Annotated in this window: 18 protein-coding genes; 8 read left to right on the top strand and 10 right to left on the bottom strand. The window is 39.1% G+C overall.

Going from position 1 to position 21,910, the window contains the following annotated elements:
* Nucleotides 1-60: 60 nt before the first annotated feature.
* From CJ263_RS00550 to CJ263_RS00535, 4 genes are all read right to left on the bottom strand, one after another.
* The gene (locus CJ263_RS00550) at nt 61-1,341 is read right to left on the bottom strand and encodes a nucleotide sugar dehydrogenase (RefSeq protein ID WP_094995474.1); all 1,281 of its coding nucleotides are present in this window, start codon (nt 1,339-1,341) and stop codon (nt 61-63) included.
* Nucleotides 1,342-1,483: 142 nt separating this feature from the next.
* Complete coding sequence (locus CJ263_RS00545) at nt 1,484-2,485, bottom strand: SDR family oxidoreductase (RefSeq protein WP_094995473.1); 1,002 nt, start codon at nt 2,483-2,485, stop codon at nt 1,484-1,486.
* A 127-nt stretch (nt 2,486-2,612) separates the two neighbouring features.
* Nucleotides 2,613-3,638, bottom strand: a complete 1,026-nt coding sequence (locus CJ263_RS00540) for an NAD-dependent epimerase (protein ID WP_094995472.1) — start codon at nt 3,636-3,638, stop codon at nt 2,613-2,615.
* On the bottom strand, nt 3,635-5,032 hold the full coding sequence (locus CJ263_RS00535; RefSeq protein WP_094995471.1) for a nucleotide sugar dehydrogenase: 1,398 nt from the start codon (nt 5,030-5,032) through the stop codon (nt 3,635-3,637). The genes CJ263_RS00540 and CJ263_RS00535 overlap by 4 nt, the downstream gene beginning before the upstream one ends.
* 366 nt (nt 5,033-5,398) lie before the next feature.
* Here CJ263_RS00535 and CJ263_RS00530 point away from each other — a divergent pair, with 366 nt between their 5' ends.
* The 4 genes from CJ263_RS00530 (at nt 5,399) to CJ263_RS00515 (ending at nt 11,650) form a co-directional block, all read left to right on the top strand.
* Nucleotides 5,399-6,487: a DegT/DnrJ/EryC1/StrS family aminotransferase gene (locus tag CJ263_RS00530; RefSeq protein WP_094995470.1), complete on the top strand. Its 1,089-nt coding sequence runs from the start codon at nt 5,399-5,401 to the stop codon at nt 6,485-6,487.
* Complete coding sequence (locus CJ263_RS00525; protein WP_094995469.1) at nt 6,484-8,421, top strand: polysaccharide biosynthesis protein; 1,938 nt, start codon at nt 6,484-6,486, stop codon at nt 8,419-8,421. Before CJ263_RS00530 ends, CJ263_RS00525 begins: the two co-directional genes overlap by 4 nt.
* 30 nt (nt 8,422-8,451) lie before the next feature.
* Nucleotides 8,452-9,231 (top strand): polysaccharide biosynthesis/export family protein, encoded by a 780-nt coding sequence (locus CJ263_RS00520; RefSeq protein WP_094995468.1) that lies wholly within the window; start codon nt 8,452-8,454, stop codon nt 9,229-9,231.
* Nucleotides 9,232-9,298: 67 nt separating this feature from the next.
* Complete coding sequence (locus tag CJ263_RS00515; RefSeq protein ID WP_229702367.1) at nt 9,299-11,650, top strand: GumC family protein; 2,352 nt, start codon at nt 9,299-9,301, stop codon at nt 11,648-11,650.
* A gap of 206 nt (nt 11,651-11,856) precedes the next feature.
* Here CJ263_RS00515 and CJ263_RS00510 read toward each other — a convergent pair whose 3' ends face one another.
* Together CJ263_RS00510 and mnmE are read right to left on the bottom strand one after the other, a co-directional pair.
* The gene (locus CJ263_RS00510; RefSeq protein ID WP_229702368.1) at nt 11,857-12,570 is read right to left on the bottom strand and encodes a tyrosine-protein phosphatase; all 714 of its coding nucleotides are present in this window, start codon (nt 12,568-12,570) and stop codon (nt 11,857-11,859) included.
* A gap of 50 nt (nt 12,571-12,620) precedes the next feature.
* A complete protein-coding gene (mnmE, locus tag CJ263_RS00505; RefSeq protein WP_094995465.1) occupies nt 12,621-14,027 on the bottom strand; it encodes a tRNA uridine-5-carboxymethylaminomethyl(34) synthesis GTPase MnmE in 1,407 nt (468 codons plus the stop codon).
* A 97-nt stretch (nt 14,028-14,124) separates the two neighbouring features.
* Between mnmE and CJ263_RS00500 the strand changes: the two genes are divergently transcribed.
* Both CJ263_RS00500 and CJ263_RS00495 read left to right on the top strand, forming a co-directional pair.
* The gene (locus CJ263_RS00500) at nt 14,125-14,535 is read left to right on the top strand and encodes a hypothetical protein (protein WP_094995464.1); all 411 of its coding nucleotides are present in this window, start codon (nt 14,125-14,127) and stop codon (nt 14,533-14,535) included.
* 77 nt (nt 14,536-14,612) lie between these two features.
* A complete protein-coding gene (locus CJ263_RS00495; RefSeq protein WP_094995463.1) occupies nt 14,613-14,978 on the top strand; it encodes a DUF4870 domain-containing protein in 366 nt (121 codons plus the stop codon).
* 56 nt (nt 14,979-15,034) lie between these two features.
* Here CJ263_RS00495 and dnaN read toward each other — a convergent pair whose 3' ends face one another.
* Nucleotides 15,035-16,153 (bottom strand): DNA polymerase III subunit beta, encoded by a 1,119-nt coding sequence (gene dnaN / locus CJ263_RS00490; protein WP_094999041.1) that lies wholly within the window; start codon nt 16,151-16,153, stop codon nt 15,035-15,037.
* A gap of 305 nt (nt 16,154-16,458) precedes the next feature.
* Nucleotides 16,459-17,289 carry an SAM hydrolase/SAM-dependent halogenase family protein gene (locus CJ263_RS00485; RefSeq protein WP_094995462.1) on the bottom strand — a complete coding sequence of 277 codons (831 nt, stop codon included), beginning with the start codon at nt 17,287-17,289 and terminating at the stop codon, nt 16,459-16,461.
* Between the two features lie 129 nt (nt 17,290-17,418).
* On the opposite strand from CJ263_RS00485, the gene CJ263_RS00480 reads away from it, so the two are divergent.
* Complete coding sequence (locus CJ263_RS00480) at nt 17,419-18,372, top strand: PhoH family protein (protein WP_094999040.1); 954 nt, start codon at nt 17,419-17,421, stop codon at nt 18,370-18,372.
* A 5-nt stretch (nt 18,373-18,377) separates the two neighbouring features.
* The gene (locus tag CJ263_RS00475; protein WP_094995461.1) at nt 18,378-19,331 is read left to right on the top strand and encodes a phosphoribosylaminoimidazolesuccinocarboxamide synthase; all 954 of its coding nucleotides are present in this window, start codon (nt 18,378-18,380) and stop codon (nt 19,329-19,331) included.
* On the opposite strand, the gene CJ263_RS00470 is transcribed toward CJ263_RS00475, so the two are convergent.
* Both CJ263_RS00470 and CJ263_RS00465 read right to left on the bottom strand, forming a co-directional pair.
* Nucleotides 19,332-19,982, bottom strand: a complete 651-nt coding sequence (locus CJ263_RS00470; RefSeq protein ID WP_094995460.1) for a 3'-5' exonuclease — start codon at nt 19,980-19,982, stop codon at nt 19,332-19,334. It abuts the gene before it with no gap.
* Nucleotides 19,982-21,901 (bottom strand): DUF294 nucleotidyltransferase-like domain-containing protein, encoded by a 1,920-nt coding sequence (locus tag CJ263_RS00465; protein WP_094995459.1) that lies wholly within the window; start codon nt 21,899-21,901, stop codon nt 19,982-19,984. The genes CJ263_RS00470 and CJ263_RS00465 overlap by 1 nt, the downstream gene beginning before the upstream one ends.
* Nucleotides 21,902-21,910 lie beyond the last annotated feature (9 nt).

The raw sequence follows: 21,910 nt of genomic DNA, 5'->3' as shown, positions 1-21,910 counted from the left end.
GAAAAACTTGATAAAATGGTTTCAATGAATTGTTATTATTCAAATTCAAAAAAGATTCTACTAAAGCCTTCCATCTACTTTTTGTGATAGAACGCCTTTTACGTCATAAACAACCCCATTTTCTTTGACAACCTCCTTAAAATCTATTTCTAAAAACACTTTATGTGCCACAGTAAGAACCACCGCATCAAATTTTTGTTGGGGCATTGTATTATAAATTTCCATACCATATTCGTGGACCACTTCCTCCGGTGAAGCCCATGGATCAAAAACGGATACTTCCGTACCATAGCTTTTCAAATTGTTGATTACATCTACCGCCTTGGTATTGCGAACATCAGGACAATTCTCTTTGAAAGTAATCCCTAAAACCAATATCTTACTTTGCTTGATGCGTATATCTTTTTGTACCATTAGTTTTATGATTTCGGAAGCAACATATTTCCCCATGGTATCGTTCATACGACGGCCCGCCAAAATGATTTCTGGATGGTAGCCATACTCTTGGGCCTTTTGGGCCAAGTAATAAGGGTCTACACCGATACAGTGGCCACCGACCAATCCAGGTTTAAAGGGTAAAAAGTTCCATTTAGTCCCTGCAGCTTCTAATACTTGCTGGGTGTCAATGCCCATGAGGTTAAAAATTTTGGCCAATTCATTAACAAATGCAATGTTAATGTCCCGTTGCGAGTTTTCAATGACCTTGGCTGCCTCGGCCACTTTGATAGTTGGTGCTAAGTGGGTGCCTGCAGTGATGACAGAGGCGTATAGATCATCTACTTTTTTGCCTACTTCTGGAGTAGAGCCAGAAGTTACCTTAAGGATTTTTTCTACGGTATGTTCCTTATCCCCTGGATTGATTCGTTCTGGGGAGTATCCCGCGAAGAAATCCGTATTAAAAACCAAGCCGCTAACTTTTTCAAGAACAGGAATACATTCCTCTTCAGTAACCCCTGGGTAAACGGTGGATTCGTAAATAACGGTATCACCTTTTTTAAGTACCTTACCCACAGTTTCGCTGGCCTTGTACAATGGGGTGAGTATCGGTCTATTGGTTCGGTCTACAGGTGTTGGAACAGTAACAATATAGTAGGTGCAGTCCGCAATGTCTTCTAGTTTATTAGAACAATAGAGACCAGTTTCCATAGTTGGGTGAGATACTAATACCTCCTGAAGAATTTTGTCCTCCACCTCAAGAGTGTTATCGTGGCCTGCCATTAATTCTTCTACGCGACCCTCATTGATGTCAAACCCTATGACAGGGTATTTGGTGGCAAATAAACGGGCCAAAGGTAATCCTACATAACCCAAACCTATAATGGCAATTTTAGTGTTGTTCATTGTCATGTGTTTTATATGTTTTAAGCTTTACGCAATATGTTAATCGCTTTATTATTATATGTATTGGTTGTTGTACTTTAGCTGTAAACTTTAAACCAAAAGGCCTGAGTTATTTACTTTTTACTAAATTCTATTATAAGTACTAATTTCTCAAATTCTCCCAATACCACGCTACTGCTTCTTTTAGTCCGGATTTGATGTCAAATTCAGGGGCATATCCCAATAGATTTTTAGCTTTGTCGATGGAGGCCAAGGAGTGGGGGACATCCCCTTTTCGCTGCGGGCCGTAGATAGTCTCTACATTTTTTATTTCAGCATCATAGGTGCTAAGGTATTCCTTGAGCAAGGCAACAAGTTCTTTTAAATCGGTACGCTCACCATAAGCAACATTGTAGACGGTATTTAACGCTTCCAAGTTGGTTGCTAACATGGCGCGAATGTTCATCTGAATAACATTGTCTATGTAGGTAAAATCCCTAGAAAAGGACCCATCACCATTAATTACAGGAGATTCATGCTGCATCAATTGCGTTACAAATTTGGGAATTACCGCGGCATACGCCCCGTTGGGATCTTGCCGGCGTCCAAAAACATTAAAATATCGTAGACCAATTGTTTCCATTCCATAAGTCTTGGCAAAGACATCCGCATACAATTCGTTTACGTACTTTGTGATGGCATATGGTGATAGGGGTTTTCCAATAATGTCCTCTACCTTAGGCATATTGGTTGAATCTCCGTAAGTGGAAGAACTGGCGGCATAAATAAAGCGTTTTACTTGCTGATCTCTCGCTGCGACCAACATATTCAAAAATCCGGATACATTTACTTCGTTACTCGTAATAGGGTCATTAATGGAACGCGGCACCGAACCTAAGGCCGCTTGGTGCAATACATAATCCATACCCTCACAAGCCTTTTGGCAGGTAGCTAAATCCCGAATATCACCTTCTAAAAGATTAAAATTTTGCTTTTTAAGCATGGGTTGTATATTTTTCCATTTCCCGGTAGCAAAATTGTCCAGGCAACGTACGGTATTTCCATTTTTTAGTAATGCTTCGCACAGGTTGGAGCCGATAAATCCGGCACCGCCCGTTACTAAAATTTTTAATTCAGGTTTAATATTAAAGGATATTAGGTTCATGAGGAGTTTTTTGTGGTGCAAAGATGTCATTACTTTGATGCAACTTCCTATTAATTACTGTTAAATGAAAGTATTTTCGTTTAATTGTTTAAAAGATTTACTCTTTAGATAAGTGAATAAATAAAAATCAATTGGAATAAAACTTCAAATACCAGTCAACATAACGTTTTACTCCCAATTTTATTGGGGTATTGGGGCGATAATCATAATCTTGAATCAAATCGTCTACATTGGCCCAGGTTTTTACCACATCCCCGGGCTGCATTGGAAGCATCTGTTTTTGGGCTTTTTTTTTCAACGTATCCTCAATCACGGTTATGAAGTCCATTAACTTTACTGATTTATTGTTTCCAATATTATAAACCTTGTATAGTTCTTTATGGCATTTGTTCTTTTCAAAAGGAGTTTCCAAGATGCGAACGACCCCCTCCGTAATATCGTCAATATAAGTAAAGTCTCTTTCTAGATTTCCATAGTTAAATATTTTAATGGGCTTGTTTTTGATAATAGCATCCGTAAACAAAAACATGGCCATGTCAGGTCTTCCCCACGGGCCATAAACGGTAAAAAATCGAAGCCCTGTTGTAGGAATGTCAAATAAGTGGCTATAGGTATATGCCATAAGCTCGTTGCTTTTTTTGGTGGCGGCATAGAGGCTTATCGGCTGATCTACACAATCACTAGTTTCAAAAGGCACTTTTTTGTTTAGGCCATACACACTGGAGCTACTCGCATAAACTAAATGTTTTATGGCATAGTGGCGACAACATTCCAAAACATTCAAGAAACCCACCATATTGCTATCCATATAGGCTTCGGGGTTTTCCAAACTATATCGCACACCCGCCTGGGCGGCTAGGTTACAAACCACATCAAACTTTTCCTTCATAAACAATTTTGGAAGCTCTGTACGATTTTCCAAACCCATACGGATAAATGAAAAATTGGAAAAAGTACTGCTTTTGGAAATTACGCCCCATGGTTCGGCTTGACTTTGTTCAATCCCTAACTCACCCAACCGTGCATATTTTAGATGAACATCATAGTAGTTATTGAGGTTATCCAAGCCAGTAACGACATGTCCATTTTTTATTAGTGCCTTTGCAAGGTGATACCCTATAAAGCCCGCCGCTCCGGTCACTAAAATTTTCATGCTTCTCCAATTTTATAATAATTGAAACCAATTTGCCTCATATTTTGTGTATCCAAAATACGCCTACCGTCAAATATAAAGGCAGGCTTTAACATTAGTTCGTAAATTTTAGTCCAATCATAGGATTTAAATTCATCCCATTCCGTAACAACTGCTATGCCATGGGCCTCCCTGCTGGCTTCCATAGGGTTGGATACAACTTTTAAAAGGGTCCTATTTTCATCCGGGGTACGGGTTTCCAAATAATCCAAATCGGCATAAATTCTTTCTTCACTTACTTTGGGATCATAAACGACTATTTCTGCGCGTTCATCCATTAGGGCATCGGCTATATGAATAGCTGCCGATTCCCGCGTATCGTTCGTGTCCTTTTTAAAGGCCCAACCATACAGCACGATTTTTTTGCCGGACACCGTGTTGTACAGGCTCTGTATGATATGATCGGCAAATCGCCGCTTTTGGTAGTCGTTCATAATAATCACCTGTTCCCAATAGTCGGCCACTTCCTTTAATCCAAAACTTCGTGCAATATAGACCAAGTTTAAGATATCCTTTTGAAAACAAGAACCTCCAAAACCAACGGAGGCATTCAAAAACTTAGGCCCAATTCGACTATCAAAGCCTATGGCCCTGGAAATTTCAGCAATATTGGCATCTGTTTTTTCACAAAGTGCGGAAATGGAGTTAATGGAAGAAACTCGTTGGGCCAAAAAGGCATTGGCAACCAGTTTGGAAAGCTCTGAAGACCACACATTGGTTTGTAGAATACGTTCTTTGGGCAGCCAATTTTCGTAGATGTCACTAAGGGCATTTTTGGCAGCCTTTCCAGCAGGGGTGTCATCCCCGCCTATTAAAACCCTATCGGCATTTAAAAGGTCATCAATGGCGGTTCCCTCGGCCAAGAATTCGGGATTGGACAAAATTTCAAAGACAACACCGTTGCCGGTATGGTCCAGTATATTTTTAATGGCCTCAGCCGTGCGTACTGGTAAGGTGGATTTTTCAACCACAATTTTGTCCTCTTTGGCCACTTTGGCAATATTGCGTGCACAGAGTTCCACAAATTTTAGGTCTGCGGCCTGCCCTTTTCCTTTTCCGTAGGTTTTTGTAGGAGTATTTACCGAGATAAATATCATCTGGGCCTCGTCAATGGCTTTGTCCACATCGGTTGAAAAAAAGAGGTTCTTTCCCCTGCTCTCCCTTATTATTTCCTTTAAACCGGGTTCATAAATGGGCAAGTTGTCCAAATTTGGGGTGTTCCATTGGGCAATTCGATCTTCGTTTATATCTACCACAGTGACCGCGATATGAGGGCATTTATTGGCGATAACGGACATGGTGGGACCTCCAACATAGCCCGCGCCTATGCAACATATTTTGGTAATCTTTTTCATCTGTTACTATTTATTTGTTTCAATAAGTTTAGACGCAATTTACCGATAATCATCCTAGTTGGCACCAAGATTTTTATGGCTAATTCCATATTTTGGATTAGGATTAAAAGTACAAAGATGATCAATTAAACAGTGAATGGAAAGTGTATTTTATTATTAAAGATTAAAACCCTTATTGCTTCGCTAAAATGAAATCTTGGGTCACTTTAACCGATCATTTTTAGGTCTTAGACGAATAATAGTCTTAATTCTATGGATTGAGCACTTAATATGGTTAATTTTGAACCTATATTTGTATCCCTAAATTAAACAACCATTTTGAAAACTACAGAAGTACCTACAAAGATTTGGCTTTCCTCACCGCACATGGGCGGTAAAGAGCTAAACTATATACATGAGGCTTTTGATACTAACTGGGTCGCTCCGTTGGGCCCCAATGTTAACGGTTTTGAAAAAGCCATTGAGGTTGAATTGGGCCAGGGGGTATATGCCGCAGCCTTAAGTTCTGGAACAGGAGCCATTCATTTGGGACTGAAGCTTTTGGGGGTAGGTGTTGGGGATGAAGTAGTATGTCAGAGTTTTACCTTTTCGGCCTCGGCCAATCCTATACTGTACCTTGGTGCAAAACCAATCTTTGTGGATAGCGAAAGGGACACTTGGAACATTAACCCTGAATTATTGCGAAAAGCTATTGAAAATCGTATTCGAAATTTTAAAAAGCCCAAAGCAATCATAGCCGTTCACTTATACGGTATGCCCTATAAAATAGAGGCGGTTAGGGCAATTGCCGATGAGTTTCAGATACCTATTTTGGAGGATAGTGCAGAGGCTCTTGGGAGTTCCTATAAAGGGATTTCCTGTGGTACCTTTGGTAATATTGGTATACTTTCCTTTAATGGCAATAAGATAATAACAACTTCCGGTGGGGGAGCACTCGTATCCAAAGATAAAGAAATAAGGGACAAGGCCATATTTTTGGCAACCCAGGCCAGGGATGATGCCCCGCACTACCAACATAGTCATGTGGGTTACAATTACAGAATGAGCAATGTGCTCGCAGGAATTGGAAGAGGGCAAATGGAAGTTCTTGGGGACAGGGTGAAAGCGCGAAGGAAAAATTATGATTTTTATGTTCAGGCCTTAGAAGGCTGTTTAGATATCCATTTTTTGTCCGAACCAAAGGATTATTTTTCCAATAGATGGTTAAGTTGTATATTAACTTCCGGTTATGATATGCGGGAAATGTTGAGAAACGCATTATTGGAAGAAAATATTGAATCCAGACCCTTATGGAAACCCCTTCATTTACAGCCCATATTTAGTACATGTGCGCAATTTATGGATGGTACTTCCGAGGACCTGTTTAACAGGGGATTGTGTTTGCCTAGTGGGTCAAATTTGGAACAAGAAGATTTGGAGCGGGTTGTCGCCACCATTAAAAATGCTTTATCATGATTCAAAAGTATATTACCTATAATGCAGAACGATACGCTTCCAAGTGGTTGGTCTTGGTCATAGATCTTTTTACGGTTGCGTTTGCGTTTGTACTGTCCTATCTTATTCGGTTTAATTTGACCTTGAACTTTGAAGTGGACAACCTTTTGGTCCAGTTGCCCTTGGTATTATTAACCTCCTTCGTTTCCTTTTTATTGGTGGGTTCGTTTAAGGGGGTGGTACGGCACACTGGGGTGCGCGATGTATACAATATATTCAACGCCGTATGTCTATCCAGTATATTGGTTATTTTCATAGTGCTCAGTAATAGGTTGTACGGGGTGTTGGATTTGTTTACCATACCGCTTTCAATAATTATCATCAACAGTCTAATAACCTTTATAGGCCTTACTGCATCCCGTTTTGTTTTTAAATCTATCTATAATGGAATGCACCAGGGCAACAAAGCAATTAAAAATGTTTTGATTTATGGTGCCGGCGATTCCGGCGTTTTGACCCATGGTGCCATTACAAGCCATGCGCAAAGTGAATACAGGGTCGTGGGATATATTGACAGGGATGTTAAGAAAATAGGAAAAAAAATCAACGGAGTCCCGGTTTTTGCTAGAAGGACCCTGACCGAAGATTTCATTACAAAAAATAATATTTCCGAAATTATTTTCTCCATACAGAATATTGATTCCTTAAAATTAAGAAAGACTGTAGAAGGTCTTGTGGATTACCCTATAGTCGTTAAGATTGTTCCACCTATAGAAGACTGGATCAATGGGGAGCTAAAAGTATCCCAGATAAAACAGGTTCAAATTGAAGATTTGCTGGATCGCGCTCCAATTCAAATAAAAAATAGTAAAATAGAAGTCGCCCTTTTGAATAAAACTATCCTAGTAACCGGAGGAGCCGGGTCCATTGGCAGTGAAATTGTACGGCAAATCTGTAATTATAACTACAATTCCTTGATTGTAGTAGACCAAGCTGAATCCGCACTCTACGATTTGCAACAAGAATTGAAGCAGAACGGATTTCATAATTTTATACCCATTGTAGGCGATATTAGGGACAAGAACAGGATGAACCAATTGTTCGAGGATTATAAACCCAATTTGGTCTTTCATGCTGCCGCCTACAAACATGTCCCTTTAATGGAGTACAATGCCTATGAGGCTATAAAAATTAATATTGCAGGTACCAAGACCATAGCCGACCTATCCTTGATCCATGGCGTTGAGAAATTTGTGTTTGTTTCGACGGATAAAGCCGTAAACCCAACCAATGTCATGGGAGCAAGCAAACGTATTGCAGAAATGTACATAAGTTGTATGCAACAGGAGGGAACAACCAAATTCATTACGACTCGTTTTGGGAATGTCTTGGGCTCTAATGGATCGGTAATTCCTCTTTTTAGAAAACAGATTGAACATGGCGGACCTTTAACATTGACCCATAAGGATATTACGCGTTATTTTATGACCATTCCAGAGGCATCCCAATTGGTATTGGAGGCTGGAGCTATGGGAACAGGGGGTGAGATTTTCATTTTTGATATGGGCGAGTCCGTGAGAATATACGATTTGGCTAAAAATATGATTAAACTATCCGGATTAAGATATCCTGAAGATATAGATATTAAAATAACCGGCCTTAGACCTGGTGAAAAACTTTATGAGGAACTTTTGGCCAACGGCGAGAATACGCTTCCTACCTATCACGATAAAATCAAGATTAGTAAAGTCAGGGAAATTGATTACCGAAGAGTGCGTTCCAAAATTGATGAACTTTGTATCACGAATATGTTTTTCAACGGCAATACCGTGAAATTGATGAAAGACATTGTACCTGAATATATTTCCCAAAATTCTAAACTTTGTGATCTGGATTCCAAAGTTGATAAAAGGGAGGATTCCATACAGCAATTAAAAGTGGTCAAAACCTCCTAATACCTGTTTTATACCAACACTATTTAACATATGAAATTACCTCATTATTCAAAAATCCTTAGATTTTTCGTTATCGTAATTGTTTTTAGCTTGGCCTCTTGTGCTTCCCAAAGGGATGTTGTTTATTTTCAAGGCATTGGTGACTACGAAACCAAAATTACCGAAAATTCACACGAACAAACCTTCAAGGTAGATGACCTTATTGAGATACATGTTTCTACTTTGGACCCAGAAGCGAGTTTACCGTTTAATCTATATAGCGGAGTGCAGGATGCCGGGGGAAGACCAGAAAAAATAGACTACATTGTGAGTAAGGATGGATTTATAGATTTCCCTGTAATCGGAAGTGTGAAAGTGGTTGGTCTATCACCACAGGAAACCAAAGTGATATTGCGGGAAAAGTTGACCCCTTATTTGAAGGACCCCATTATCAACATACGCCTTAAAAACTTCACTGTTACGATTTTGGGAGAGGTTAAGTCACCGGGAACCTACCCAGTAAATGGGGAACAAATAACCATTTTGGAGGCTTTGGGATTAGCCAACGACCTTACGATAAAGGGAAAGCGTGAAAATGTCATGGTCATTAGGGACTTCAATGGAACCAAGGTATACCACAGAATAGACTTGACCAATAAGGAAGCCCTAAATTCTCCCGTTTATTATTTGACCCAAAACGATGTCATTTATGTGGAGCCCAATAGGTCTGCTGTAACGTCTTCCGCATTGGATAATAGAGCGTCTATATGGGTCTCCGTTGCCTCGGTGCTTATTACTTCTACTGTGCTTTTAATAACCAGGGCAAATTAGTATAGCTATTCTTAAATCTCTGTAATTCATTTTTATCACAACTATGGGAGGACCAGATAACAAAACAATGGAAATAGAAGACGTAGTAAAGGTATATACCAAAAAATGGAAGTGGTTTGTAATAGGTGGAACTATAGGTATTCTCTTGGCATTTCTATATTTGCGATATGCCACTCCTGAGTATGCGGGACAGGTCAAAATTCATATTATAGAAGAGCAGAATGCTTCCTCTGAACTTGCCGCCTTTAACGACTTGGATATTTTGGGTGTAGGCGGGATAAATAAGGTTGAGGATGAAATAGAAATTTTAAATTCTAGATCTAACTTTATTGAAGTAGTCCAAAACCTTAAGTTAAATATAAAGTACCAGGTCCTTGGTAATGTGAAAAGTTCGGAAATATATTCAGACAGACCGATCAACGTGAATTTTATTGAGAGCGATTCCTTGATCAATGAATCTGAACTGGTTTTCTTTTTGGAACCGAACAATCAGAATAGCTTTGGTTTTAGTCTTGAAGAGGATGGACCTTTCAAATCCTATACCTACGGAGAAAATATACCTACTTCCATTGGTGACATTGTCATAACGCCTGACGCTAAATATCTTAAAAATTATATAGGTAAAAAATTATCAGTCAGTATTACCCCCATTTTTAAAGTGGCAGAAGGTTACCAGGCTAAGACAATGATTCAGGCGACTGGTGACAAATCGAATATCATTACCATTTCCTTAACCGATGCCATTCCCCAAAAAAGTATAGATATCCTTAACAGGTTAATTTATGTATACAATGCTAATGCCATAGAGGATAAAAAAATAATTGCAGATCGCACTTCTAATTTTATCAATGAACGGATTTTGGATATTTCATCGGAGTTGAGTTCCGTAGATCAGGATGCCCAAGAATTTAAAACGGAAAGAGGTATTACCGACTTGGCTAGTGAATCCAACATTGCCGTCAATTTGAGTGCGGCAAATAGACAAGAATTGGAGAATGCCAGGACGCAGTTGAACATAGCTAGTGGCATGAACCAATATTTGTCCGAGGAGAATGGTTTTGAAGTGCTTCCAGCCAATGTTGGGTTAACAGATCCTAGCATTTCCAGTGCTACCGCTAAATATAATGAATTGGCGTTGGAAAGAAAACGACTGCTAAAAAGTGCAGATGCACAGAACCCGATTATTGTCAATTTAGATCAACAATTATCAGGACTAAAGCAGACCATACAATCCAGTTTATCCGGGGTTGAAAGAAATTTAGGATTACAGGTAAACAATTTGTCAGGTCAGTTGTCGAGAATCAATTCCAAAATTTATTCTGCACCTACTACCTCCCGTAAATTGAGGGATATAGAACGGCAACAACAGACTACGGAATCCCTCTTTTTATATCTTCTACAGAAACGGGAAGAGTCGCAAATCGCTATGGCTTCCAGTTCTCCTAAATCCAAGGTAATCGATATGGCCCATTTGGTTCAACAAAATCCCGTTAAACCAAAGTCTGCCATTACCTATTTGGCTTCTATAATTTTAGGGCTTTTAGTGCCCTTTGGCCTAATTTATGCCAAAAATCTTTTGGATAATAAAATACATAACAAGCATAGTCTTGAGGATATTACCAAAGATGTGCCAGTATTGGGCGAAGTTCCAAAGCTGGGCAATAAAGACGCCAAATTAATCATAAAGGATGATCGCTCCGTATTGGCTGAGTCACTACGAATCTTTAGAACCAATTTGGATTATCTCATAAAATCCAAAAAAGAGGGAGTATTAGGGAAGAACAATAAGGTTTTTATTACTTCAAGTGTACCCGGGGAAGGAAAGACTTTTATTTCAACAAATTTGGCCATGATATTGGCCAGTACCAACAAAAAAGTGTTACTAATTGGTGCGGATATTAGAAATCCGAAATTTTATTCTTTTTTTACCGGGGACTCCGTGGATAAAATGAAGCGTACGGAACGAAACAAGGATGCCGGCCTTACAGAATACATTCATAATGAATCTATTGAGGTTAGCGATATTATCAATCCCATGTTGGTGCATCATAATACCATAGATGTCATTTATTCCGGTAAAATACCGCCCAACCCCGCAGAACTTTTAATGAGCGATCGGGTTAAGGAACTATTTGATAACGTTTCGCAGAAGTACGACTACGTTATCGTAGATACGGCCCCTTTAATGGTGGTAAGTGATACCTTATTAATCACTCCGTACGCAGACCATCTTGTGTATGTAACACGAGCTGGGGTTACCGAAACAAAAGCGGTTGAATTCCCGCTTCAACTTAAGGAAGAAGGAAAATTGAAAAATCTTTCTTTTGTCGTAAATGATGTTAGTTTGGATAATCTTGGTTATGGTGGAAAATATGGTTATGGCTATAGCAAAACAACCAAGAAATGGTGGAAATTTTAAATACCCATATTCAGAAATAAACCAAGCCCTACAATCAAGGGTATCCACATTTATTACTGTAAAAAATCTACCCCGTTTCAGGGCTTGCCTTGAAAATGGGGTATTTTTGTCTTTTTATTTAAATCTTGGAATTCGGTGTTTGCGATTTTTTAATAATCAAATCCTTGAGAATTTTCTCCAGTTATCTTAAAACTGCCTAGTACACCTTATTTTCGAAAATTATAGGTCGTCCTTTCGATGATAGGTTTTAGTACATCTATGGTCTGTTCTTTAAGTTCCATTTCTTTAAGAGCAGTTAGCTGTCTGGTGTTATGGATGTCCGTTGCTACAAAGTCCAACAGGTTATTATCCAATAGGGATAAGGCTGTCTTCTGTACCTCCTTGCCATAATATCCGGAAACGGACAGTATGTTCAATTGGAGGAGCATTCCTTTCTTTTTGAACTCTTCAAAGGATTTGATTTTTCCGTGTAGAAAATTATAGCGTTCAGGATGGGCCAAGATAGGATAGAGTTTATTTTCAGAAATTTTTTCTACCATATCATATAGATTCAAAGAAGGCTGTAAATAGGACATCTCTATGAGGATATAATTATCTGCAAGTGGCATTATCTTATGTTCTTCCAACCTACCCTCAAACCCGGAATCTATCATGTGCTCTGCAGCCGCTTCAATATATACCTTGCTTAAATCGTACTTTTTTAAGGCATTTTGAAGCAACATTAAGGAATTACGAATGGTTTTTGGAGTATTGGGATAATAGTTCTCCATGATATGGGGCGTACAGATAAAATCCGTTACGCCAAACTCGGCAAAACCTTTAATAAGTGCTAACGAATCTTCGACTGTTTTTGCACCGTCGTCAATGCCCGGAAGAATGTGGTTGTGAATGTCCACAAAGCCCTCTAAGTAGTCTATCAAAAATTTCTTCTTTGTAAAAAAACTAAACATTTAATTTGTTTAAAATGGTTTTACTTCCCGATGCAGAAATTGGCGAATATATTACCTAAAAGTTCATCATTGGTAACCTCTCCGGTGATTTCGCCCAAATGATATAAGGTTTCCTTTACATCAATGGCCATTAAGTCAGAGGATAGGTCTTCGCCCAAACCTATTTGAACCTTTTCTATGGCCTGCAAAGCCCTTAAGAGAGAATCGTAATGGCGACTATTGGTTACAATGGTCTCATTATTTCGCAAGGCACCCGTATTCACAAATTCAAGTAACCGGTTTTGTAATTCATCAACACCATTGCCGGTTTTTGCCGAAATAAAATGGGCATCCTCCAATTCGGTTTTAATGATATTCTTTGTTTCTTCCGAAAGCACATCGGATTTATTCACTAAAAGTAAAAAAGGCTTTTCTGGATTTGTACTTCTAATTTTATTGGCTTCCAAATGAATATTGGACAATTTATCGGTATGGGAATCGACCAAGTTTAAGTTACTTCCATCCACCAATAAAATGATGACTTGCGATTGTGCTATTTTTTCAAATGTTTTTTTTATACCAATACTCTCCACCACATCTTCAGTATCTCGGATACCAGCTGTATCTATGAATCTAAAACCGATACCGCTAATGGTTATTTCATCCTCTATACTGTCCCTCGTGGTTCCGGCAATGTCCGATACGATAGCGCGATCTTCATTCAAAAGAGCATTTAAAAGCGTGGATTTGCCTACATTGGGTTCGCCTACAATGGCCACCGGAATACCGTTTTTTAATACATTACCAATGGCAAAGGAATTAACTAACCTTTTTAATACCTCCTGTATTCGATTGACCAAAGCTTTAAATTGGGTGCGATCGGCAAATTCCACGTCCTCTTCCGCAAAGTCAAGCTCCAATTCTATAAGCGAGGCAAAATTTAATAGCTGTTCCCTTAATTTTTGAATTTCACCGCTAAAGCCCCCTCGCATTTGTTGCATGGCTATTTGATGATTTGCAGCGTTTTCAGAAGCGATTAAATCGGCAACGGCCTCTGCCTGGCTCAAATCCATTTTACCGTTTAAAAAGGCCTGCAAGGTAAATTCGCCGGCTTCGGCCATTCGGCAACCGTTTCTTAAAAACAGTTGAATGATTTCCTGTTGTATATATGGGGAGCCATGACAGGATATCTCGACCACGTTTTCGCCCGTATACGAATGCGGTCCCTTGAATACGGACACTAAGACCTCGTCCAAAATCTGGGCGCCATCCATAATGTGGCCCAAATGTATGGTATGGGTTTTTTGCTCTTCGAGCTTTTTTCCACTTACAGACTTAAACAGCTCCGAGCTTATGGAGATGGCATTTTTTCCAGATACCCTAATAACCGCAATGGCACCAGCTCCCGAAGCCGTAGCCAAAGCCACTATGGTCTCGTTTCTATTCATACTGCAAAAATAGTCATTTAGAAAGTTGTTGCCAGTTGATTTTTAGGAGAGCGTATTTATTATTACATTCAATGGATGACCAAATTGAGATGAAAATATGAAAAAAGTGTTCTTACTTGTTTGCTTTTTATTCTTATACGGGTTTAGCCTTTCTGCACAAGAGGTAACCGAGAATTCCCAGGACACTATGGGAAAAGAGGAACGGATGGAATTAAGGAAGGTTAGGAGGGAGGTCAATAAAAAACAGAAAAAAGAAAAAAAGCAAGATCGTTTGGAAAAGGAGGCTAAAAAGGCCGAGAAACTAGAAAAGGATATTTCGTCTACAAAAAAGGATATTTCCAAAATGGAAAAGCAAGTAAGCTCCCTCAAAGATAAAATGGAAAGGAATATCCATAAAGGAAAACTTTCACCTAAGGATATTGAAAAAATAAAAAAGAAAATAGACAAGCTAAATGATAGGCTGTTTAAGGAATCCGAGAAGCTGAAAAAGCTACAAAAAAAGGTGTAGCTTATCCTTAATTTTGTAACAATTTGTCTATTTATTCGTCATATAAGTAGTTATTCATCTTTAAAATCAATCAAAAAATGGAAGTAGTAAATCAAAATATAGCTCTTAGGGAAGATAGGAATCTACTAATTATAGCCCATTTGAGTCAATATCTGGATTATATTACGGGTTTTGGAGGGCTTATCGTACCTTTTGTAATATGGCTCAGTACCAAAGATTCCGTAATTGGAATGAACGAACATGGCAAGGCCATTATCAATCTTCAGTTAAGTTTAATTCTTTATGTGATTATCGGGATACCTGCCATTTTATTATTGGGAGCCGGCATATTATTATTGATTTTCACCGGAATTTTATCCTTTGTGATGCCCATAGTAAATGCAGTTAAGGCCGCCAATGGGGAATCTCCCAGTTACTTTGGAACCATTCGTTTCATTTCCTAGTATAAAATAAAAAAAGGGGCCAAATTTGGTCCCCTTTTTCTTATATAGGTTGGTATTTAATTGTTCAGCATAACCGGCATAACCAACATAGTTACATTTTCCCCCTCGTCCAAACCATCTATCGGTGTTAAAATTCCCGCACGATTGGGTAAACTCATTTCCAGAGAAACTTCGTCGGATCCCAAATTGTTCAACATTTCGGTAAGGAATCTTGAATTGAACCCAATCTGCATATCGTCTCCTTGATAAGAGCAGGTCAATCGTTCCTCAGCCTTATTGGAGTAGTCGATATCCTCTGCAGAGATATTCAATTCAGCTCCAGCTATTTTTAAACGTATTTGATGTGTTGTTTTATTGGAAAAGATCGAAACCCTTTTAACCGAACTTAAAAACTGATTTCTTGCAATCGTAAGTTTGTTGGGATTTTCCTTTGGAATTACGGCTTCGTAATTGGGATATTTCCCATCGATTAGCCTACAAATAAGTTCCGTATCATCAAAAGTGAATTTTGCATTACTGTCATTATATTCTATCAATACATCCGACTCGCTTCCTGACAATATTCCTTTTAATAAGGTAAGAGGCTTTTTGGGCATGATGAATTCTGCCACCTCGGAGGCGGATACGTCTTCCCTTTGATATTTTACCAATTTGTGGGCATCTGTAGCCACAAAGGTCAAACTCTCTGGGGTAAATTGAAAAAACACGCCGCTCATAACCGGTCTCAAATCATCGTTCCCAGCAGCGAAGATGGTCTTATTTATTGCAGTAGCCAGAATATCGCCCAATAACGTCGTTGAGCTAGGGCTGGAAAGTTCCACAGCTTTTGGGAACTCGGCCCCGTCCGCATACGCTAAGGCATACTTGCCATGGTTTGAACTGATTTCCACTGTGTTGTTATCGGCCACTATGAAGGTCAATGGTTGTTCTGGAAAGGTTTTTAGCGTATCCAGAAGAAGCCTTGCAGGAACTGCTATAGTTCCTTCATTGTCAGAGTCAACATTTAAAACGGAACTCATAGTAGTCTCCAAGTCAGAGGCTGACACCGTTAGTTTGTCCTTATTCAAGTCAAACAAAAAATTATCCAAAATAGGAAGCGTGTTGCTATTGTTGATAACACCACCCAATATTTGAAGTTGTTTTAGTAAATAGGTACTGGAGACAATAAATTTCATTGGTTGTTCTATATTTTGTTTCAATCTCTAAAGCCCATTAACCATTAAAAATGGCTCTAGGTTAAGACTTTTAGCATCAAACAAAGATATTTTAAAAGCTTATTTATCGGAAACAAACTTATTAACAGTCATGCGGTGGTCCAAAGATGGAAGAAGTTCCTTTTTATAGGGGTTGAATAGGGATTTAACGGAACTCCTATTGGGAGTTATCAACTATGAGAGTGATTTGGATTTTGTTCAAGACCAATTAATTTAAAATCGATGCAACTACTTAACCGTCATTCTACGCGGTTCAAGGGATATATTTATAAAAAGTCTACAATTATGGTATCCCTGTAATCCAAGCCTAATAATGTGGCCGCTCCGCCAACGGTTTTAAGATTACTTTTGTAAATGGCCAGCTCTAAATATTCAGATGAATTGAACAGGGCCAAAAGGTCACCGTCCCCTTTTCGCTTACTTTTTTCTACACTGTAATCAATGATATCAGTATACGCCTTATGTATTTTTCTGATTTTGTGGTTGCGTACCAACAATTCGAATTCGCGACCTTTTCTATAGGCTTCAAAAAGGTGTTTTTGAATATTGGTTACCACGTTTCCATAATTGTCTATATAGATGACACTACCAACTATTTTATTGCCTTCGTCTACAATTCGCGGCATAAATTCACGTAAGTCCTTGAGTTCGCTGAACGGTTTTCCAATTACTTCCAAGGTACCGCCACGGGCAATATGGCAGGCAACGCGAACGAACACACTTAAAACGGGAAACGAACCATGCATGGGATCCGGTATCTTTATCTCAACAGTTTTTTCAGGTTTTATTTCCGAAGTAATAAGTCCTATGACTCCTGTATTGGCACTAATAAAATAATGTCCGTCAATGAGCACTACAATATGCTGGTTTTCCTGAGTGGCTTCGGAGTCTACACCTACAATGTGGATGGACCCTTTAGGGAAGCTATTAAAGGAATTTTTAACGATATAGGCACACTCCTGTATGTTGAAGGGAGCCACGTTATGGGAAATATCAACAATTTTGGCATCGGGCAATTCACTGTAAATAGAACCTTTTAGAACCCCAACAAAGTGGTCTTTCAATCCAAAATCGGTAGTAAGGGTAATGATTGCCATGCAGCAATGTTGATATGTTTTTGGTTAGGCAAACTTAATTTTTGCTTAAATTTGATATACAAAATTAAACAAAAAAATAGCCGGGCGAAATTAAACTTGGCCCAATTAAAATCTTCAAAATCCCACTGTTTGAACGAAATCGTATTAGAACTCACCGAAGTTAGCCCAAGAGAGTTTTTTGGACAACAAAATGAAAATATAGAACTTCTAAAAAAATATTTTCCGAAACTTAAAATTGTAGCCAGAGGTAATAAAATAAAGGCCTATGGCGAAGAGGAGCAGTTGGAGGAGTTTGACAAGCGCTTTGACATGCTCACCGAGCATTTCATCAAGTATAATAAACTCGACGAAAATAGCATTGAAAGGGTGCTCACCAGTAATGACGGCAAGGATTACCATGGTCCTGAAAATAGCGGAGAAACTTTGGTACATGGGGTTAGCGGCAGGTTAATAAAGGCCCAGACCGTCAATCAACGTCGTTTGGTGGATGCCGCTAGAAAAAACGACATGGTGTTTGCTATAGGTCCGGCCGGAACCGGGAAAACATATACCGGGGTTGCCTTGGCGGTAAAAGCTTTGAAGGAAAAGCAGGTGCGAAGAATTATATTGACTAGACCCGCTGTTGAAGCTGGAGAGAATTTGGGTTTTTTGCCAGGTGATTTAAAGGAAAAGCTAGATCCTTACATGCAACCTTTATATGATGCCCTAAGGGACATGATACCTGCCGAAAAATTGGCCCATTATATTGAGAACGGTACCATACAGATTGCCCCAATGGCCTTTATGCGAGGAAGAACCTTGGACGATGCCTTTGTCATCTTGGATGAAGCCCAGAACACTACCCATGCACAAATGAAAATGTTTCTTACCCGTATGGGAAGAAATGCCAAATTCTTATTGACAGGGGATCCGGGCCAGATAGATTTGCCAAGGCGAACCATTTCCGGGCTTAAGGAGGCCTTATTGATACTCCAAAATGTAGAAGGCATCGAAATTATTTATTTGGATGATAAGGACGTGATACGCCATAAACTCGTGAAGAAGGTTATTGAGGCCTATAGAACTATTGAACATCAAAATTAGAGTACATGTCGAATACCATTTTTGATACCAATTTTACTTTTCCCAATCAGAAAAGTGTTTATAAGGGTAAGGTAAGGGAAGTATATGCCTTAGAGGACGATAGGCTGATCATGATAGCAACCGATAGACTTTCGGCCTTTGATGTGGTCATGCCCAAAGGAATACCTTATAAAGGACAGATTTTGAATCAGATTGCAACTAAAATGATGGCTTCTACCGCTGATATCGTTCCAAATTGGTTAATGGCCACTCCGGACCCAAATGTCGCCATAGGCCACTCCTGTGAGCCTTTTAAAGTGGAAATGGTCATTCGAGGATATATGTCCGGTCATGCGGCGAGGGAATACAAAGCGGGTAAAAGGGAGCTTTGTGGGGTTACTATGCCAGAGGGTTTAAAGGAAAACGATAAATTTCCATCTCCAATCATAACTCCCGCTACAAAGGCGGAAATGGGCGATCATGATGAGGATATTTCCAGAGAAGACATCCTTAAACGAGGAATTGTATCCAAAGAAGATTACGAGGTCCTGGAAAAATATACCAGAGCCCTGTTTCAGCGGGGAACCGAAATTGCTGCAGAAAGAGGACTTATTTTGGTGGATACCAAATACGAGTTCGGTAAAACAAAGCAGGGTGAAATTGTCTTGATCGATGAAATTCATACGCCCGATTCTTCCCGGTATTTTTATGCAGATGGATATCAAGAGCGACAGGATAAAAATGAACCCCAAAAGCAATTGTCCAAAGAGTTCGTCAGGCAATGGCTCATATCCAATGGTTTTCAAGGATTAGAGGGACAGAAAGTACCATTTATGTCCGATGATTATATTGAATCCGTCTCGGAGCGATACATTGAACTATATGAGAATATTACTGGAGAAAAGTTTGTAAAGGCCGACACGGAGCATATCAATGAACGTATTGAAACTAATATTCTTACCTATCTTAAAAATTCTTGATTATCTTAAATTTTTCAGGGATAACACTTTCTTTTCTTTAATCTTCGAAAGTATTTTTACGAAGGCTAGAGCTGTAATATAGGCATCACCCAGCGCGGTGTGCCTATCTTTTTTTGATATGGAATACTTTTCCGCTAAATCGTCCAGCGAATAATGTTCTTGTGGTTGAACAAGGTAGGACTTAATGAGTGTCTGCTTATATAAAACTCCGGTATCCAAAGATTTGTTCTTTAGTTTAGGAAGTCCCAAACGCTTAAGTGCGCTATTGATCATTCCTATATCAAACCCCGCGTGGTGAGCCACTACGACATTATTTCCAACGTATTCCAAGAATTTTTGAATTGCCAATTCTTCGGATATACAATCACGTTTGCTGTTGTTCAGAATACCGTGTATGGCAATACTTTTTTCATTAAATTTTTTCTGTTCTATATAAACATCAAAAACATCATCGACATGTATTAGATTGTTCTTTAATTTGAGAGCACCTATTGAAAGAATTCTATCTTCAGTTTTATCAAAACCCGTAGTTTCAGTGTCTAAAACAACAAATGTTAGTTCTTGGAATAATTTAGGTAAATGCTTATCGAACGTCTTTACGTAAGCGTTCCAGTACTCTGGAAGTGTAGATGACCTATTAAATATACCCATCAGCCCAAAATATTAGCAACTTTAAAACGGACAGATATTACCTCCTGGATTTCCTTGATTGCCTTGAATGTTCTTTTCAACTTCATTTTTTCTTCCTTGGTGAGGGATTCCAACTCAATATAGCGACCGGAATCACGATGGAGCAAACCTTGTTTGGTCCTAAATTTCAACAAGGCCTTAGTGGCATATGAACAAGCAAGATAAAGCTCCTTATTATTGGGTTCCAATTCGGCCAATTTTTCATAACGCTCCCAGGTATTACTTATTCCTTTCACGGAATGCGATAGAACCAAAACGCGCGCGGCATCAATTAAGGGGCGCAAAGCCCGGTTCTTTAAATCAAAGAAATCTTTATGTTGTCCATCTTGCTCCACGAGAAATGACCTAAAAAATCCTGATGGTGACGGGCTTTGTAAAGCACCGTTCGCAATATGCACCAAAAAAATGGGATACTTTTTTACGTTGGAAAAAATGTATTCGGACATTTGGTCCAATAAATCACGTTCACCGTAGGCGAGACTATAGTCAAAAAATATGGAGGACATTAACACTTCGTTTGGACCCGGATTAATAATCCAATAGGATAGTTTGTTCTTCCACTCCTTAAGGCTAAGACACCACTTGGGATTGGATGCCATCATTTCGGCAGGGCAATATTCATATCCTATTTTATGGAGACCCTTGGTAACTTTCTGAGAAAGCTTTAAAAAATAATCCGTAGTCTTAGGAAGCTCTTCATCTGCAACATCCTCAAAAACCAGTGCATTGTCTTGGTCCGTATGTAACAACTGTTCACCACGGCCTTGGCTACCCAAGGCAAGCCATGCAAAACCCACCGGTGGTGGAGACTTCATTTTTTTCAAGGAAATTTGGATAACCTGTTTTATGCAAGTGTCATTCAACTCCGATATTATTTTGGAGGTAAGTGCCATGGGCAGGTTTTGTTCCAAATAACCATGTAAGAGCATCATAATACTTTTACGCAATTCCTTGATTTGCTTAATTTTTTCAGCTCTTTTTATAGCCTTAACAATAACTGCGGGATTATCTCCAAGGGAAACCATGATGTCGTTCTTAGAGACCACACCCACGGGTTCACTGTTTGCAGTTCCATCTTTTGTCAGTATTAAATGGCTTATATCACTCTTCATCATTGCCATTTGTGCTTGGGCTATGGTAATTTTTTGAGGATAGGTAATTACCGGTGCAGACATAATACTTTTTACGGAGGAAGTAATGGGTACACTTCCGGTAACTACTTTGTTCCTTAAGTCTTTATCCGTTACAATACCCACGGGTAGTTCTTTATCGCAAACGAGTATGGATCCGATCCGGTTTTTGGTCATCTTTTCCGCTGCTTTCTGTATGGTGGTTCTGGGACTGCATGTCACCAACTTTTTGGAGTATCTAACAGGTTGGAAATCATCTATTACTAAATTTCCTTGAGCGTTAATGGTTGTTGCTACCCCGGCCCTTTCAAATTTTTGAGCCTGATTGTAGGGGTTTCTAGTATTGGAGGCAAAACTTTCAGTTAGAAAATTGGAGACTCTGGAGTCCGACTCTGTAATGGGTCGAAAAGCAGCAATGGGAATGGCGTATAAAATCGATTCTTCATAGGCCAGGGCTTCCAATTTGTAATTCTCCTTGGCTATTAAAGGTCTAAGGCCAAAAATATCACCTTCATCACAATAATCCGAAATTGATTTTGTAACGGGGTTGTTCAGTTCTATGGCTCCTTTATGTACCACATAAAAATTCGGATGTGCTTCCTCGTTCAATGAAAAGACCAAACTTCCTTTTTCTTTATAGACTATGCTAACCTGTTGGGATAAATCCTCCAAGAGCTTTCCTTCCATAATGTTGAAAGGGGGATAGTTTTTTAGGAAATCCGCGACACGTTCCGAAATTAGATTCTTCATAATAATATC

Origin of the sequence: Maribacter cobaltidurans (genome assembly GCF_002269385.1) — a bacterium.
GTDB classification, from domain to species: domain Bacteria; phylum Bacteroidota; class Bacteroidia; order Flavobacteriales; family Flavobacteriaceae; genus Maribacter; species Maribacter cobaltidurans.
This window is presented reverse-complemented; position numbering and strand designations above follow the sequence as displayed.